At 61.5% G+C, this 17450-nt stretch carries 12 protein-coding genes and 1 pseudogene; 6 read left to right on the top strand and 7 right to left on the bottom strand.

Annotated features, from left to right (window positions below):
- Positions 1 to 101: 101 nt before the first annotated feature.
- The 3 genes and pseudogenes from NKH41_RS19180 to NKH41_RS19170 all read left to right on the top strand — a co-directional run bounded on the left by NKH41_RS19180 (position 102) and on the right by NKH41_RS19170 (position 3383).
- A complete protein-coding gene (locus tag NKH41_RS19180; RefSeq protein ID WP_352933335.1) occupies positions 102 to 1028 on the top strand; it encodes an NADP-dependent oxidoreductase in 927 nt (308 codons plus the stop codon).
- A gap of 359 nt (positions 1029 to 1387) precedes the next feature.
- Positions 1388 to 3075 (top strand): annotated as a pseudogene (locus NKH41_RS19175) (FAD-dependent oxidoreductase).
- On the top strand, positions 3072 to 3383 hold the full coding sequence (locus NKH41_RS19170; protein WP_036238601.1) for a UBP-type zinc finger domain-containing protein: 312 nt from the start codon (positions 3072 to 3074) through the stop codon (positions 3381 to 3383). Before NKH41_RS19175 ends, NKH41_RS19170 begins: the two are co-directional and overlap by 4 nt.
- Before the next feature lie 144 nt (positions 3384 to 3527).
- Here NKH41_RS19170 and NKH41_RS19165 read toward each other — a convergent pair whose 3' ends face one another.
- The 3 genes from NKH41_RS19165 to NKH41_RS19155 all read right to left on the bottom strand — a co-directional run bounded on the left by NKH41_RS19165 (position 3528) and on the right by NKH41_RS19155 (position 7857).
- On the bottom strand, positions 3528 to 4697 hold the full coding sequence (locus NKH41_RS19165) for a GNAT family N-acetyltransferase (protein ID WP_352769444.1): 1170 nt from the start codon (positions 4695 to 4697) through the stop codon (positions 3528 to 3530).
- Positions 4694 to 5689: a sterol desaturase family protein gene (locus NKH41_RS19160; RefSeq protein WP_352769441.1), complete on the bottom strand. Its 996-nt coding sequence runs from the start codon at positions 5687 to 5689 to the stop codon at positions 4694 to 4696. The genes NKH41_RS19165 and NKH41_RS19160 overlap by 4 nt, the downstream gene beginning before the upstream one ends.
- 239 nt (positions 5690 to 5928) lie before the next feature.
- Positions 5929 to 7857: a heparinase II/III family protein gene (locus NKH41_RS19155; RefSeq protein ID WP_352769439.1), complete on the bottom strand. Its 1929-nt coding sequence runs from the start codon at positions 7855 to 7857 to the stop codon at positions 5929 to 5931.
- A gap of 116 nt (positions 7858 to 7973) precedes the next feature.
- On the opposite strand from NKH41_RS19155, the gene NKH41_RS19150 reads away from it, so the two are divergent.
- Positions 7974 to 9215: a glycoside hydrolase family 5 protein gene (locus NKH41_RS19150; protein ID WP_352769437.1), complete on the top strand. Its 1242-nt coding sequence runs from the start codon at positions 7974 to 7976 to the stop codon at positions 9213 to 9215.
- Between the two features lie 167 nt (positions 9216 to 9382).
- Positions 9383 to 11308: an asparagine synthase (glutamine-hydrolyzing) gene (gene asnB, locus NKH41_RS19145; RefSeq protein ID WP_352769434.1), complete on the top strand. Its 1926-nt coding sequence runs from the start codon at positions 9383 to 9385 to the stop codon at positions 11306 to 11308.
- Here asnB and NKH41_RS19140 read toward each other — a convergent pair.
- Entirely contained in the window at positions 11282 to 12400 is a 1119-nt protein-coding gene (locus NKH41_RS19140) for a glycosyltransferase family 4 protein (protein ID WP_352769432.1), read from the bottom strand. The two genes, asnB and NKH41_RS19140, sit on opposite strands and share 27 nt — an antisense overlap.
- Before the next feature lie 169 nt (positions 12401 to 12569).
- Here NKH41_RS19140 and NKH41_RS19135 point away from each other — a divergent pair, with 169 nt between their 5' ends.
- Positions 12570 to 14009 carry a lipopolysaccharide biosynthesis protein gene (locus tag NKH41_RS19135; RefSeq protein ID WP_352683195.1) on the top strand — a complete coding sequence of 480 codons (1440 nt, stop codon included), beginning with the start codon at positions 12570 to 12572 and terminating at the stop codon, positions 14007 to 14009.
- Between the two features lie 45 nt (positions 14010 to 14054).
- Here the strand turns inward: NKH41_RS19135 and NKH41_RS19130 are convergent, their stop codons facing one another.
- Genes NKH41_RS19130 through wecB form a run of 3 tightly spaced genes read right to left on the bottom strand, consistent with a single transcriptional unit; the run spans position 14055 to position 17333 of the window.
- Complete coding sequence (locus NKH41_RS19130) at positions 14055 to 14858, bottom strand: WecB/TagA/CpsF family glycosyltransferase (RefSeq protein WP_031211886.1); 804 nt, start codon at positions 14856 to 14858, stop codon at positions 14055 to 14057.
- The gene (gene wecC, locus NKH41_RS19125) at positions 14855 to 16186 is read right to left on the bottom strand and encodes a UDP-N-acetyl-D-mannosamine dehydrogenase (RefSeq protein ID WP_352569040.1); all 1332 of its coding nucleotides are present in this window, start codon (positions 16184 to 16186) and stop codon (positions 14855 to 14857) included. Before wecC ends, NKH41_RS19130 begins: the two co-directional genes overlap by 4 nt.
- Positions 16179 to 17333 carry a non-hydrolyzing UDP-N-acetylglucosamine 2-epimerase gene (gene wecB, locus NKH41_RS19120; protein WP_352769429.1) on the bottom strand — a complete coding sequence of 385 codons (1155 nt, stop codon included), beginning with the start codon at positions 17331 to 17333 and terminating at the stop codon, positions 16179 to 16181. The genes wecC and wecB overlap by 8 nt, the downstream gene beginning before the upstream one ends.
- Positions 17334 to 17450: the final 117 nt, after the last annotated feature.

Below are 17450 nucleotides of genomic sequence, written 5' to 3'. Positions count from 1 at the left end.
GGCCGGCCTTTGCTACGACCGAACCGCCGGCTGGATAGACGCCGGCCTGCCGGCGAAACTGTTCAGAGCGAACTGGACTGCAACCCGACGAGGAGCAAGCCATGATTACGATGAAGGCCGTCCGTATCCACGATTTTGGTGGACCGGAGGTTCTTTCGCTGGACGCGGTTCCGTTGCCTCAGCCGCGTGACGACGAGGTCACGCTCAAGGTCTACGCGGCAAGCGTCAATCCCGTCGACTACAAGGTTCGCGAGGGCTCTTCGGGCGCGGATCTGCCCGTCACGCTCGGCCGCGACGTATCCGGCGTGGTGGAACTGTGCGGCACGCGGGCCCATACGCTGAAGAAGGGCGATCCGCTATATGCCATGCTCGGCAACGACCGCGGCGGCAACGCCGAATATGTCGTCGTCAAGGCAACGGAGGCGGCGGCGAAGCCGCAACGCTTAAGCCACGCCGAAGCCGCCGCCGTGCCACTTGCGGGCCTTACCGCGTGGCAAGGCCTTTTCGATCACGGCGGCCTCAAATCCGGGCAGCGGGTCCTTATCCATGGCGGCGCCGGCGGCGTCGGTCATCTGGCGGTGCAGTTCGCAAAGGCCGCGGGCGCGTTTGTCGCGACGACCGTTTCCGCGCAGGATTTCGATTTCGTCCGCGCGCTTGGCGCCGACCAGGCGGTCGATTACAAGAACCAGCGCTTCGAGGAGCTTGTCGAGGACGTCGACCTCGTCTTCGACCTGGTAGCGGGTGAAACACAGGACCGCTCGTGGGACGTGCTCAAGCCCGGCGGGACGGTCGTCTCAACGCTTTCCGAACCGTCGGCGGAGAAGGCCCGCCTGCATCGGGCTCGCGGCGTTTCCTATTTGACCAAGCCGAACGCGGCGCAGCTTGCCGAGATCAGCCGCCTCATCGACGCCGGGAAGGTCAGGCCATTCGTGCAGGCAATCTATCCTCTTGAGGAAGTCGCCAGGGCCGAGGAACAGCTCGAGAAGCAGCACACGCGCGGCAAGATTGTGCTTCAGGTAGCTGCCTGAGCACTCGCCGAACAACAGGCCGCGGGCCAGTTTGCGGAGTGCTCGGACACAGGCCGTTTTCTGCTGTCCAGAAGCCCGGCGGCCGAGAGTTTGACACAGGACGGCGCGCCGGGCCTGGCCGGCTTAGGCAGGTGCCGGCTAAAGCAGCATGCGCCGGGTTTGCCGGGATGCGCAAATCAAACAAATCAAGGAGATGCAACGGATCGTGAGGCACGTCGCGACGACACCGTCGCACGGCCGCGATCAGTTAACTGCGAAGCGAAGGGCACAGCGTTTACCGACAGGCGGGCCAGGTTCCTACCGGCCGCAAGCCGCAAAAACCGCTTCAAACTGTCGGAAACCGGCGATAGGTTCGAACCATGTCTCAACCCGCCAATCCGATCTCCATTGCCCGTCGCGATCAGATGTTTCCAGTGCTGGCTGAGGCGGATCTGGACCGCATGGGCCGTTTCGGCGAAGCCGTGTCCTATGCTGCAGGCGAACAGATCGTCAAAGCCGGCGAGCTGGCGCCCGGTCTGATCGTGGTCCTGTCCGGCAAGGTGGATATCATCCAGGGCGGCAGCTTCGGCCGGCGCGAAACAATCGTCACGCACGGTGCAGGCAATTTCGTCGGCGAGTTGGCGCAGCTTTCAGCCCGACCCTCACTGGTGGATGTGGAGGCGGTCGAGCCGGTCGAGGCGCTCGTCATCCCCTCGCAAAGACTGAGGGACCTGATGGTGCAGGAAGCAAACCTCGGCGAGCGCGTCATGCGGGCGCTGATCCTGCGCCGTGTCGGCCTGCTCGAGAGCGGCACAGCCGGCCCGATCATTGTCGGACCGGTCGACAGCGGCGACGTTTTGAGGCTGCAAGGTTTTCTGGCTCGCAGCGGTCAGCCGCATCGCATTCTCGATTCGGCTGCCGATCCCTGCGCCAGGACCCTGATCGAACGCTTCCATGTCGACATCCACCATTTGCCGATCGTGCTCTGTCCGAACGGCAAGCTGCTGCTCAATCCCGGAGAGAACGAGCTTGCCCGCTGCATCGGCCTGGTGAGGCCGATCGACGCCGGCAGGCTGTACGACGTGGCCATTGTCGGCGCCGGACCGGCCGGCCTCGCGGCGGCCGTCTATGCGGCTTCCGAAGGGTTGTCGACGATCGTGCTCGATTGCCGTGCCTTCGGCGGACAGGCGGGTGCCTCCTCGCGCATCGAGAACTACCTCGGTTTTCCGACCGGCATTTCGGGAATGGCGCTGATGGCGCGCGCTTACAACCAGGCGCAGAAATTCGGCGTCGAGATGGTGATACCGGACGAGGCGAAGCTGCTGGGCAGCGTAAGCGACACGTCCGGTGCCCACTATACGCTCGCCGTCGGCGGTGGGGAGACCGTGCGGGCACGGTCGTGATCGCCAGCGGAGCGCGCTATCGCCGCCTCGACATGGCAAACCTGGCGCAGTTCGAGGGAAGCTCCGTGCATTACTGGGCTTCGCCGATCGAAGCGCGGCTTTGCGCAGGGCAAGAGGTAGCCCTGGTCGGCGCCGGCAATTCGGCTGGTCAGGCTGCCGTCTACCTGGCGGCGCATGTGAAGAAGGTATGGCTGCTGGCGCGCGGCAGCAGCCTCGATGCGAGCATGTCGCGCTATCTGGTGGAGCGCGTCAGGGCACAGCCGAACATCGAAGTGCTGGCTGAGACGCAGATTGCGGCACTGGAAGGCGACGACGGCAATCTTGGCAAAGTGCGCTGGCGCAACCGCGACACCGAGACAGCACGTCCGATCCGCCACCTCTTCCTGTTCATCGGCGCCGATCCGAACACCGACTGGTTGGCGCAATGCGGCGTGGCGTTGGACGCGAAGGGCTTCGTTCGCACTGGGCCTGACATTGGCCAGGAACGTGGTGCGCTGGAGACGAACCGCGGCGGGGTGTTCGCCATCGGCGACGTGCGCTCCGGCTCGATCAAACGCGTCGCCGCTGCCGTCGGCGAAGGCGCCCAGGTGGTTGCAGCGCTGCATGCATATCTCGCGCGAAACGGCAGTCTCGCCGTGGCGCCACAACTGGTCAGGAGCGTATGATGGCAGACGAATGCAGGCACGCCGGGGACATTCGCGACGTGACACCGAGCGCGCTCGGCTGCGAGGAATGCCTGAAGAGCGGTTCGCAGTGGGTGCATCTGCGGCTCTGCCGCACATGCGGCCATGTCGGCTGCTGCGACGACTCGCCCAACCGTCATGCCACCAAGCATTTTCGGGCAACCGGCCATCCTGTCATCGAAGGCTACGATCCGCCGGAAGGTTGGGGATGGTGCTACATCGACGAAATCTTCCTCGACCTCGGCGACCGCACCACGCCGCAAAACGGTCCGATACCGCGCTTCATTTGAGCTTTTTGCGAGCGGGCCGTTTCCGTGAAACGATGAACCGTTCTAAAGCATGTCGCGCAAAAGTGTGCAGCGGTTTTGCGATAACGACATGTATAAACAAGAATCTAAAGCGCGTCGCATGAGGCCGATCGAACGCGACGCGCTTTAGTCCAAGGCTGCTTCGGCTTGAGCGGGCGCATCGCGTCCCTCTGGTGGTGCCGATGACCGCTCGCGCATATGCCTGACCGTCTGGAGGACACGATCGGCAAGAAATGCAAGCGCGCCCTGTGCCGTGCGCGTTCCGATGACGGATTCCAGCGTAGCCGCCTGCGTTGAGAATTTGTGTTTGAACGACTCTGCGCCACAGAGGAAATCGACCATGCTCAAACCGTGATCGATCGACCACTGCACGTAATCCATCAACAGGATCACACCCGGCGACGCCCGGCCGAAATCCGGATCGAACGTCGTCACGAAGGCCATCATCACGTCGTGCTGGACGAAGTTGATCGACACCGCGACCATCACGCCATTGCATTCGAGGACGAAGATATGCAGCACGCCGGCGCGCGCCAACGCATCGACGAGCGCGGCGAGTACCGGCACGCCCTCTTCGAACAGATCTGATTCACGCATGCGCTCGGTCAGCCATTTCCGCTTCAAGGCCGCGAGGCGCTCCAGTACCGGTTGCAGCGGCTCGTCGGGGGCAAGCAGGCGAAATCTCACCTCTCCGGTTTCTTCCAGCGCTTTGATGCCGCGCCGATAGTTCTGGCGCGTCTTTTTCGACTGGTCCGCGAACCATGCCGCTCCGCTTTCCCATTGTCCGGCAACGCGATAGCTGACTTCCGTTCGGTGAAACGGACGAAGCCTGATGCCGTCGGAAGCTCCCGGCGTGAAAATTTTGCGGGCCGCCGCATCCGGTGAGAGACGATTGATCAAGGCAAGGTCGAAGCCGCCGGCGTCGCACAGTTGGGTCCATAGCTCCTGCAGCGCCGATAACGAGCATTCCGGAGCAACGAGAATATCCCCATAGTCGGTATAGCTGCCGGCCGCCCATTCGAGAAACCGCAGCCCCCTGCGCCTGCCGATCGCTAGCGGAACGACAGCAACGAGTCTCTCGCCCTTCCAGACCAGGCCGATCCGCAACGCGCGCTGGTCACGCCGTTGTACAGTACTCCACCATGCCGAAATCCAGGCATGGCTTTGAAAGATCAGCCCGTCGGTACGATGCCAAAGCTCCATCCAAGCGGCTTCGACCGCAGCCAGGCGATCCGCCGAACGGACGATTTCCAGGCGCTCCGCGCCTAGGACGTCGATGGAAACAGCGGTGTTCATGAAGGAGAACTGTCCTGTGGCTGCGCGACCACATTGGGCCGTCTGTGAAACAGTCGCATGACATGCCTTGCCATCTTCTTGAGCGGCAGGATGTAGAGCCCAAAGAGCGACTGGTAATCGCGCACATCGCGATCGACCAGGCCAAATTTCAGGTCTTCATCCGGCTCCGGGACAAATTGCGTTCCGAACAGACGATCCCAGAACGAAAAAAGCAGACCGAAATTCTTATCGTAGTGACGAGGGTCGATGCTGTGATGCACCTGGTGCCAGTGCGGACACAGGATGATGCTGTTCAACGGGCCGAACGATATCTTGAGATGCGTATGGCGAACAAAGTCCATCATCAGGATGTTGCGGATGACGTAGACGTTGATGCCGAAGATAGCGACCTCTACCGGATCGAGTGCGATCAGGCTCCAGATCCCGAAGCAGATGCCCGGGATGACGCCATCCCACATACGGTTCATCAGATCGTCCAGCGGATGAACCCGGTCCTTGGTGATCCCCACCATCACCTCGGCCGAATGATGTACCTTGTGCAATTCCCACAGGAACGGGAAACGGTGCTGGGCGACGTGGTAGAGGTAGTATGAAATATCATAGGCGACCAGCATGGTTGCGGTGAAGATGACGATCGTCACCGGTCCCGCCGGGCCGCCGAGAAGCGGCGCGTGGATGTTAAGGAGCCAGCCAATTGCCTCGCGTGTGCCATAGCCCACCGCGACGACGAAGGTGACGCCGGCAGGAATAAGCAGGAAAGGCATCATCGCCCGTTTCGTGATCCAGAACATGGCGTCGGCTCGCGCCGACGGGTGCAGGATGACTTCCTGTGGGAAGGCGAAGTCGAAAAAGTCCCTGAGGGACTTATGTTCGGCAGTTCGCCAGTAGGCGATCACCGCGCTGCCCAGTGCGGTGAGGAGAAGCAGGCCGAGCGTGGTCAGATTGACGTTCGAAAGCTTTTCCACAATCGCTCTGGCAAATTCGGAAAACATTGATGCAGCGGCTCCTGGTCGTAAGAAGGCAGTCTGGGGGTCGTAAGAAGGCGATCTGGCGAATAGCAAAGCACAAAATTCCCGCCAAACTCGCTACGCCGCCTGCAACCAGTGGCTGTTGCGGGGCGCAGCGGGCAAAGCAGGCTGGATGGTGCGAGACTAGCAGATCAACGGTAACGAAACCGCTAAATGTCCAAACGTAATTAATGTCGAATACGGCTGGAACTCGCCCGGCAACTCTACGTTGGCACCGGTTTTTGCTGTCGCGGCGGGTGAATTGGGGCAAGATGGATATCGATCCCGGCTTCGCCCACTTCACCGTGCCAGGCGATGCGTTCGGCTTGCTGCCTGGTGCCAAAACGCAGTGAAACCCAACCGCCTTGGCCCGGCATGTCACCGCCGGCGCCGATATCGAGCACAGCATCAGGAAAGCGGATGGCCAACAGTACCTCGTCGCCGCACAATACCGTGACCGTATCTTCGTGCCGCTCGGCAAGGAGGCCGGCGGCCAGTTGGAAGACGATCTCGGACTGGCGCCTGCCGCCGAGCAGTTGGTCGGTGATGAGGATGCCATCGGCCTGGCGCGCCAAAGTGCGCTGATGCACGACGCCGAAGCGGCTTCTATAGCCGTCATGCCGGGCGCTCAGCCTCCAGTGCGGTTCCGGTTCGCTCTCCATCAGCGCTGCGACTGCCTTGTGCGACCAGTTGAAATTTCCAGCGATGGTGCTTTGGCTCTTGCCCTCGATGTTCAGCGTGTTGTGCGCCGGTGTGGAGCGGAACCAGTCGCGCCATGCGCCTCCCGAACCGTAGAGCCAGGTGCCGGGATCGACCAGCACCGGCTCATCGTCGATGCACAGGGTGAGCGACAGCGCGTCGGCATGGCCGTGCGCCGCTATCGAGAGATAGCCGAGCGGTCCATGGTCGAACGTCAGTTCGACATTGCGGCCATTCATTGCTCCGCGCCAGACGGAGAGCCCGCCTTGCGTGAATGTCTGTAAGCCATGCACCGCGGGCGCCGGGCCTGACGGCGCACCAAAGAAAAGCGAACGAAAATCGTCAGGCTCCGGCGCGTTGCCCGGCGTCCCCAGTAAGCCGTGGATGGCGGCCGCGACGGATCGGATATAGTTCGGCTCGTCGCCCAGCTTCAGCACACGGCCCTCATCGTCGTCGCCGAAGCGGGCGGCTTTCTGTGGCAGCCAGCCGACGAAATTGGCGAAGGCGCCCAGACGCGCTTCGGCGGCCGAGGGAAACGGCGTTCCCGCCTGGCGCGCCGCGGCGGCGCACAGCAAGATGAGTTCGGCGCTGAAGGCTGCATAGGTCGGCGTTTGCTCGGCACCGGCGCCGTCGGCAAGAATCTGCTTGTGCGTCTCATTTAAGAGGGCGCTGCGGGCAATTTCGGATTCGGCCCCGAGCGCCAGGCCAACCAGATATTCGCCAGCCAACTCTGCGACGAGATGGTTGTTGGCGGAGGAATATCGCGACGGAAACCGCGGCAGCCAATAGGCGCTTGCCGCGAGTATCTCACCGGCTTTCCGCAGCGTCGCCGGGTCAAGCCGGTCACCGATAAGGTCCAGGGTGACGATCAGGCTGATGGCTCGCAGCGCTACTTCGATGCCGGAAGCCCAGCCAATGCCTCGGTACGGCGGATTGGCGGAATGCCAACTGCCGATTGCCGCCTCAATGGCACTCCGGGATCGATTGTCCTCGCTGAGGAGCAGGTGTGCAGCCAGTACTGGCAATTGCTGCAGCCGGTTGATCTCCCAGACATATTTTATATCGCCAAGGTCGCCGCCATCGCGAAAATCGATATCGAAAGTATGAGCCTCGGCGCCAGGCCAAAGCCTGCCGGTTACCGGATCAAGACGCCAAAGCTCAGCAGGAAACAAACGATCGGGCTCACGCTTTGGCCATGTCCGCCCGAGTGCCGAAAACCGGCCATGCAGCATCTCTTGCGCGGCCGCCGCTATGGCCTGCCGTTGAGCGTCGGTCGCTGCCAGCGCAGCATGGCGAAATCCGGGCAGCACTGGGTGCAACTGCGGCGATGGATAGCGCTCCCACCCATCATCGCGGCGGCGCGACGCGATCCTTCGACGTTGCTCGCCCAGCCGGTGCAACACCTCGGCCGGTCCCATGCTGCGCAATCGGTTGATGTACCAGCCGATTCTCATGCACGCCCCGTCAACGTTTCGGTCCTTGTATACCATGCCGTCGAAAAGCTGCGGGCCGGCAATCTTCTTTCCCGCTCGTTGCGGTTAATATCTCCCGCGAGCATGCGGAGGGAGCGATGCGAAAAGCGGTGTATGTTGTTTCCTGGGTGCTCGCCTTGCTTGTGGCGGCCGAGGCAGAGCCCATCCCTCTCAAGCGCGGCGTTGGCGTGCATCAGTGGCTCAACTGGTCGCCGGTGGCGAAAGACGGAACCTACGTTTGGCCGCCCTATCGCAGCGAAAAGGAGTGGCTTGCGGAAAGCAGGCCGCTCACCGACTGGCCGGCCGGGGAGGTGTTTGCCCACATCCGATCGATGGGCTTCGACTTCGTCCGGCTGAGCGTCGATCCCGGCCCGCTGCTTGCCAGCGGGGACGCCAAGCGGCAGCAGGCGCTGGACATACTTGCCGCCGCCGTCGAGCGGATCACGTCGACCGGCCTCAAGGTGGTTTTCGACCTGCATGGCGTCACTCAGGTTCCCGACTACAGCATGGAGATGATCTATGGCGGCGCCGACAGCGAGGGCGTTGCCCGCTATCGTCAAATGGTTGTGGCGGTCGCCGCCATGCTGGTCAAGATAGGCACCGACAAAGTCGCCCTCGAACCTTACAACGAGCCCGCATACTACCCTTGCGATGCGAGCGGCAGCGATCACTGGCAGCGGATCATGGCAGGGACCGTCCACGACATTCGAGCGGTCAGCAGCGAACTTACCATCGTTGCAACCGGCGCCTGCGGCGGCAGCATTGCCGGATTGGTCAACCTCAGCCCCGGCTTTGATGACCCAAACCTCTATTACAGCTTCCATATGTATGAGCCGCACAGCTTCACCCACCAGCGGCCCGATGACACGATCAGCTTTGCTTCGGGACTTCCCTGGCCGGCCGACAGCAGTACACCCGAAGTGGTGACCGAAACCCTTAGAGCGCGGATGGACGCTGCCGGCTTGAGCAGGGTCGAGCAGGTCATGAACATGGCCACCGCGCGCCAAGCAATCGCGAACTATTTCGAGCAGAACTGGGGCCAGAGCCAACTGGAGGCGAGCTTTCGCCAGGCTGTCGACTGGGCTGAAGGCCATGGCATTCCCAGCCGGCGGCTCTTCATGGGCGAATTCGGCGCTATCCTCATGTCCGCGGACGGCCGCATGGGCGCCTTTGAGGCCGACCGTTCGCGCTATCTCAAGGCAGTGCGCCAAGAGGCCGAACGCTTCGCGATCCCATGGTCTGCCTGGGAGTTCTCCAATCCCTATGGGATGAGCCTCATCCCGCCCGATGGTCCCCCGGTTCCCGACCCGGAGATGCTGCAGGCATTGGGCCTGCCATAGGTGCCATCACTCGCCCTCACCAGCGAACAACCGGTGGCAACCCCTGACGGCCAGGCTCGATCGAGGAACGGCCCGTGGCAGCTTTCTCCCGGTTGGGTTGTATTGGCACGAAGTGTTTAACACATTTGTTGTACTGAGTGGGGAATGCGCGCGCCTAGGGGGGAACAATGTGTGGAATTGCCGGATGGATCGGGCGAAGGGCTAAAAATCCACAAGAGCGGGCCGCCAGAATGTCAAACGCATTGCGGCATCGCGGTCCCGATGCCGAAGGCACCGAGATATTGGACCTGAATACCGGCGAGCAACAATTGGCATTGGTTCATCGCCGCCTGGCGATCATTGACCTAGCGCCCGAGTCGAATCAGCCGATGCAGATTGAGGACGGTCGTCTCAAAATAATTTTCAACGGCGAGATATATAACTACATCGAGCTGCGCCAGGAACTGATCGGCCTTGGCCATCATTTTCGAACGCGCTCCGATACCGAGGTGCTGCTCCGAGCCTACGATCAGTGGCGCTTGTCAATGTTCGACCGGCTGAGTGGCATGTTCGCCTTTGCACTCTGGGATGCTCAGAGGCAGGAATTGATCCTCGCCCGGGATCCCTTCGGGGAAAAGCCGCTTTACCTCATGCAAAGCGAAAAATTGCTGCTATTTGCCTCGGAGATCAACGCATTGTTGTCATCGCAGCAAGATGCTCAGGAACTCGATCTGGATGCCGTGCACGAGTATCTGAACTGGCGTTATGTGCCGGGACCGCGCACGCTCTTCAAACAGATCCGCAAACTCAATCCCGGAAGCTATGCTGTCTGGTCGCAAGGGGTAGTCAAGGAAACGCGCTACTATACGCCTCCGGACCAGGCGGCCGTTACCGAGCGGATCGACGGAAAAACCGCCAAGCGGCGATTTCTGGAATTGCTCGACCATTCCGTCGAGATCAGGATGCGCAGCGATGCACCTTTTGGGGCCTTTCTCTCCGGAGGGCTCGACTCCTCGGCTATCGTCGCGCTGATGGCCACGCACAGCGCCACGCCCATTCGCACGTTTTCCGTCGGGTTCGACAACGCAGCCTATAGCGAATTTGCATTCGCCCGACGCGTTGCCGATCATTTCAAGACCGATCATTGCGAACTTGTAATCCAGCCAGGCGATCTGATGGATCATCTGCCGACGATGGTTCGCCAACGCGGGGCACCTGTTTCGCAAAGCAGCGATATTCCAATTTACCTGATGTCGGAGCGAGCCTCGCAAGACGTCAAGATGGTGCTCACCGGAGAAGGAGCCGACGAGATTCTCGGCGGCTATCCCAAGCATCGCGCGGAATCACTGGCCGGGATCTACCAGTCGCTTGTTCCAGCCTCGCTGCACGATAACGTCCTTTCCCCTTTGGCACGCGCCATGCCGGGCGCGTCGGCCAAGGTCGATACATTTGCCCGCACCGCGGGCGAAAGGGACTTTGCCGCCCGGATGGTCTCCTGGTTTGGAGCCGTTTCGGCGCAGCAGAGCGCTTGCCTGATCGGCGCGTCCGCAAATCGCCGTTATGAGCGCAACGACTTTCCGTTCTCGTCAAGCGCTGCGGCTTCCCATCTTCGCCGCGTGCTGTTTTTCGATCAGACATCGTGGCTGCCCGACAATCTCCTGGAACGAGGCGACCACATGATGATGGCCGGTTCAATCGAAGGAAGAATGCCGTTCCTCGATCGAGACCTGGTTTCATTCGTTAGCAAATTGCCCGATCGCTACAGGCTGGGTTGGTTGCACAGCAAGCAGATCCTGCGCGACAGCATGGCCAATATCCTCCCGGAGGAAATTCTCAGCCGCCGCAAGGTCGGGTTCAAGGTACCGGTCGCCGAATGGTTTCGCGGATCGATGAGGAACTACGTGCATGACCATCTTTGCTCGCCTCACTCCGTCATTCGCAGCTATCTGAGTCCGAAACAGCTAGATCAAATCGTCTCGGAACACACCACGCGTGCTGCAGACCACGAAAAGCTGATATGGGCGCTGTTGAATTTGGAGATATTCCACCGCGAATTCAGGCTCGACGCGCCGCCGCGATCGTCGGCCTCAGCGCTTGACCGTTTGACGGCTTGACGCGGCCGACCGCCAGACATCGCAGATTGCGCCGACAAACGGGGCGAGCTCAAGCCGTTCCCGATGCACGGCCATGGCACCGGCACCAAGCTTTGCCCGCAGTGCCGGGTTCTCCGCGAGGCGGCTCAGCGCCTCGGTCAACGCTGTAACATCGCCTGGCGGCACCAGCAGCCCGGATTGCCCGTCGGTGATTATGTCTTCGACGGCGCCAACCGGGGTCGCCACCACCGCCAAACCGGCTGCCATGCCTTCGATCACCGACATCGGCAGATTTTCGGCGAAGGATGGAAGAACCAGAATATCGGCCGAAGAAATCAGCGATGCGACATCGTCCGGTCCCACCCAACCCGGAAAGGCGATCCGGTCTGCAATCCCCAGCGCGGCCGATTTTGCCCGTGCCGCCTCGACTTCGCCATCGCCGGCAATCGTGGCGCGCCAATTCTTGACAGGGCTCATGCGGTGCAGTGCCTCGAGCAATTGCGGTACGCCCTTGCGGTCGCCGATGCGGCCCAGGAACAGGATATGCACATGGTCGCCGCCGCCGACATGCGCCAGCGACGGGACTTCGGTCGCATTGGGCACGATCACGATATTGCCGGCTGCGCCCGGCGCCCGGCTGGCGACGAAATCGCGCCAAAGCCTGCCCAAAACGATCACCCGATCGGCATGCTCGAACAGAGCTTTGATACGGCGGCTAATGAAACCGCGGTCGGCTTTCCAGAATGTCTGATACTGCGCCCCGTGCAAGTGCAGGACATAGGGTATCGACAGCAGCCGTGCGCAGGCGGCGATCACCATCTTGCGGTAGGTGCTGCCGGAAACCGAGATGTTGATATGAATGACATCGGCGCGTCCAGCCAGACGCGCTTTAAGCATCCGTAAGCAAAAACCGAGCATATAGAAGATCGAAAGTCCGACATGCCCCGGGCCACGACTGGCAAGGAAGCACACATCGATGTCGGCGATTTCTTGCCGTTCGAACTCCTGCTTCAGCGCGCCCATGATGCGGTCGATGCCGCCCTGCCCCGAAACGCCCGAGGGCGTCGCGACCAGGACATGTATTTTTCGATCGGATATGAGGCGCTGCAACATGATGGTACTCTAAATAACACAGACCGGGTAACTGCAAAGCAAACGTTCCCGATAAGTTTTACGGCAAATCTTTTAGTTCAAACTGAATCTGTTCACCCTTCGGCGTCATCGGGCTGGATTTTCCGCCAGTCGGCGGCTAGTCGAAGGTGAGTTTTCCAGGGACACGCCCTTGCTGCTCCGTTCCACGCTCATTTATGCTCCGGCGATCCTGCTGACGCGAATTTCGGCGCTGCTCCTGCTGGTCGTCGTGACGCGTTTGATCGACCAGACCGAGTATGGCCTGCTCACCCTGGTGGTGACCGTCGGGGAAATGACCGACATTGCCGTCACCAACTGGCTGCGCATCGCCTTGCTCAGGCTTGGCGGCAAGGGCGAAGTCAGCCGCGGCAGCCTGATGCTGGCCGGGCAGGTGTTGCTTGCCACCACGGCACTGGCGCTGGTCATATCGGTAGGCGCGTCGGCGGTGATCGTGCCTGAACGCTGGATCGAGTTCGCGATCGCAGTCTGCGGCTATCTGGTCGCCGGGTCCATCAGCCGCTTCGCGTTGACGGTGCTGCAGATGCAGCAGCGCCATTCGGTCTATTCGATGCTAGAAGCCCTGCGTGCCCTGCTGCAACTCGCGTTACCGATCGGCGCTATCCTTGTCTTTCAGGATAGCTTTCTGACGGTGTCGCTCGGCTCGAGCCTCGGCGCCTTGATTGCCGGCATCGTGGCGGGCATCATGGCATCGCGACGGCTCGTTGCCGGTCCGCCGCGTTTCACCCACAGGGACTTCTTTGCGCTCGGTGTGCCGCTGATCATCATGGCGCTGGTTGGCTTCGGGCTCAACAGCGCGGAGCGTCTGTTCCTCAAGTTCTATTACGATGCCAGCGCCGTGGCGATCTTCGCCGCAGCCTATGCGCTGGCCCGCCAGCCGATCGATATGGTCGCCAACGCCATCAACATGGGCGCCTTTCCCGAGGTGGTTAGCCGGTTCGACGAGGATGGCCCCGCGGCATCGGGTCGGTTGCTGTCGCAGTTAATGGCCTTGATGATGCGGCTTTGCCTGCCGATTGCAGCGATGCTGGTCGCGCTCAGCAGCGATATCACCGAGCTCATGCTGCCCTCGCAATATCACGGCCGCTTCGGCCTGCTGTTTCCGATCATTGCCTTCAGCGTGCTGTGCGCCAACCTCACCAGCTTCGTCTATGGCGTCGTGGTGCACGCGCACAAGCGGCCGTGGCTGCTGATCATCGCCAATCTCTTCGGCTCGGTGGCAACAATCGCATTGTCCCTGCTGTTGATCCCCCCGATGGCGGAGATCGGCGCCGCTTTGGCGCTGGCGGGGGGCTCGGTGGTGGGCTCCATAACCTGCATCATCATCAGCGAGCGGCTCACACCGGTGCCGGTGCCGTGGCGCGACATCGGTGTTTCGGTAATCATCTCGCTCAGCACGGGGATGGCCGCCAAGCTTGCCAGCATGGTGGCCGGCGACGTGCCGGCGATCTTCTCGCTTGTCGCCGGCGGCACCACCGGCGCCGCGGTTTTCTTCGGGCTGACCTCGTTGTTCCACCCCGTGGCAGCGACGCAATTCGTCGCCCAGCTGCGAGCGCGGCTACGGATCGCGTAAAGCGAAGTCCAGGGGCAACGCCTGTTTTGTGGGGGGAACGCGAAACTATAAACCGGCGTTTCGGCGCCAGCGACGCTCCCAGAACTCCCGGCACAGCAGTCCCGCATAGGCAGTGTTGGTGTCGTAGTAGCGGCGCCACAAGCGTCGCGGCTCCTGGACGACGCGGAACAGCCACTCCAGGCCGGCCGCTTGTATCAGCTTCGGCGCACGGGCAACCTTGCCCCCATAGACGTCGAAACTGCCGCCTACGCCCATCACGAAGCTTGAGGCGAGTTCATCGCGGTAGCGTTTGAGAAAGCGTTCCTTGCGCGGTGTCGGCATGGCCACCAGCAGGCAGTCGGCGCCCGAGGCGTTGATCGCCGCGACGATCCCGGCCTCGTCCTCCGGCTTGAAATAGCCGTTGCGCATTCCCGCTATGACGAGGCTCGGATGGTCCTTGGCAAGTCTCACTACAACCGCGTCGAGAACGTGCTGTTCGGCCCCCAGCAGATACGGCCTGAATCCACGCTTCGCGCAGAGGCTCAGCAGATTGATCATGATGTCGACGCCCGCCACCCGCTCGGGCAGCGCGACGCCGCACAGACGTGCACCCCAAAGCACGCCGATGCCGTCGACATTGACCACGTCCGCCCCGGCCACGTCCTCGCGCAGCTCGGCATTCTGGCGCATGGTCACCAGCTTGGCGACGTTCACGACCACATGATGCAGCGGCCGCCCCAGGGTCATCGCCTCGTCGGCGATGGCCAGTGTCTCGGCCATGGTCAGCGCATGGATCGGTGCACCAAGGAACTCCCGGCGCCGTGATGCCAACAGGGAATGCTGCGCCCATGCCGGGGCGTGCGCGTTCATGCGGCCTGCTCCCTTGCAAGCGTCACTTGTGCGACCTCTGGTTTCTTGCCTTCGATGCGGGCGTCGGGCTTGCGTGCCTTGCGCCACGTCCACAGACCCCTCGTATCGACGAGCTTCTTGTCCTTGAGCGCTTCGGGGTCGACCAGATTGAACTGCCGATGGTCGACCAGGAGGACGACGATATCGGACTTGTCGATGGCCGAAAGTGCGTCGGTGAACACGATGCCCCTGCCCTCGAGCTCATGCGGCAGCGCATTTGTGTTGGGTTCAGCCGCAATGATCTTCACATTGGGGTTATCGGACAGAAGCTTCACCACCTCGACGGCCGGGCTCTCGCGCAGATCGTCGATATTGGCTTTGAAGCTGAGGCCAAGACAGGCGATCGTTTGCTTGCGGGAGGGGTCGAGCAAGGCCTCGATATCCCTGACCACCGACATCGGCCGTTCGGAATTGATCCGGCGTGCCGAAGCCATCAGCCGCGTGCTGTTGGGTGCGGCGTCAATGATAAAATATGGATCGACCGCAATGCAGTGACCGCCAACGCCCGGGCTCGGCTGGAGGATGTTCACGCGAGGGTGCCGATTGGCAAGATCGATCACTTCCCAGACATTGAGCGACAGGTCCTGGCACACTGCAGCAAGCTCGTTGGCGAAGGCGATGTTGACGTCGCGGAACGCGTTCTCGGTCAGTTTCACCAGCTCAGCACTTTCGGCCGTCGTCATGAACAGGTCGCCGGTGACGAAGGTTGAATAGAGTGCCGCGGTCCGCTCCGACGATTTGCGGGACAATCCGCCGATCGAGCGATCGTTGTTGATCAGCTCGGTCAGCACCTTTCCCGGCAGCACACGCTCGGGCGAATAGGCGACCAGCACATCGGCGTCTTCGCCATGCTGGACAGGAAATTTGAGATCAGGCCGCAACTCGGCAAGCAGCCCGGTCATGATACGCGTGGTTCCAACCGGCGATGTCGATTCCAATACCACAAGGTCTCCGCGCTTCAGCACGGGGGCGATGCTTCGTGCCGCCGCGAGCACGTAGGTTACGTCCGGCTTATGATCGTGGGTCATCGGGGTCGGCACGGCGATGATATAGGCGTCCGCCGGCTGCGGCGTGCTGTAGGCCATGAGCTTGCCGTTCGCCACGACCTTCTGGATCAGACCGTCAAGGTCCGGCTCGACGATGTGGATTTCGCCGCGATTGACCTTCTCGACCACCGCTCCGTTGACATCGACGCCAATGACGTTGAGCCCGCGGCTGGCGAAAATGGCGCAGGTCGGCAGGCCGATATATCCCATGCCGATTACGGAAACGGTTTTGATTTCAGCCATGATGCAGCAGTTCCTCAACAATCCGGTTACTAGCCCGGCCATCGCCATATGGGTTGTGTCGTTCCGCCATGCCGCGATAGGCAGCCTGATCGTCGAGCAGGCGATTGGCGTTGAACAGGATTTTTTCGACATCGGTGCCGACAAGGCGGGCGGTGCCGGCCACGATCCCCTCGGGTCGCTCGGTATTTTCGCGCATCACCAGCACCGGCTTGCCGAGCGACGGCGCTTCTTCCTGAACGCCGCCGCTATCGGTAAGCACCAGATAGCTCTGCTTCTGCAGGTACAGAAACGGCAGATAGTCCTGCGGCTCGACCAGATGGATGTTCGGCACGCCTTCCAGCTCTGCGTTGACCACCGAGCGCACATTGGGGTTTGGATGGACAGGGTAGACGACCTGCACGTCTCCGCGCGCCGCCAATCCCTTCAACGCCGTACAGATGCGCTGGATGCCGCCGTCGAAATTCTCGCGGCGATGTCCGGTGACGAGGATCATCTTCTTGGAAGGATCGAGGAAGGGGAAGCTGGCAGCGAGCTTCGCGTTCATCAGCCTGTCGGCATCGATCGCGCTTGAAAAATGCAACAGCGTGTCGATCACCGTGTTGCCGGTCACGAAAATGGTGCTTTCGGCCTTTCCTTCGGCGATGAGATTGTCGCGCGCTTGAACGGTCGGCGCAAAATGCCAGGTGGCGATGTCGCCGGCAATCTTGCGGTTCAGTTCTTCAGGAAACGGCGAGTTGATGTTGTGGCTGCGCAATCCTGCTTCGACATGAGCGACGGGGATACGCTTGTAGAAGGCAGCAAGAGCCGCGGCCATTGCCGTGGTGGTGTCGCCCTGTACCATGACGATATCGGGCTTCGCCTTGTCCAACACCTCGGCCATGCCCAGGAGCACGCGCGAGGTCACATCGAACAGCGACTGGCCGGGTTGCATGATGTTGAGATCGTGGTGCACAGGCAAGCCGGTCAGCTCGACAACCTGGTCGACCATTTCACGATGCTGGGCGGTTATGCATATTTCGGTGATGAAGCCTGGATGAGCGAGGGCGGCACGCGCCACTGGAAAGCATTTGAGTGCCTCCGGCCTAGTGCCGAACACGATCAGCAGTTTCTGCCTGGATGGCAGTTTTGGACGTGAAAGGACGTTCATCGCTGATCCTGGTCGCCTGCAGCCTTCGGGACATGCCGACTATTGCCCGCAAGAGTCATAATAGCGCCGGAAAGCGCCTTCGTGATCTCAATTCTTAATATATGATTAACAACCAAG

The sequence above is a fragment of the Mesorhizobium sp. M1169 genome (assembly GCF_040318345.1).
In the GTDB taxonomy this organism is placed as follows: domain Bacteria; phylum Pseudomonadota; class Alphaproteobacteria; order Rhizobiales; family Rhizobiaceae; genus Mesorhizobium.
This window is presented reverse-complemented; position numbering and strand designations above follow the sequence as displayed.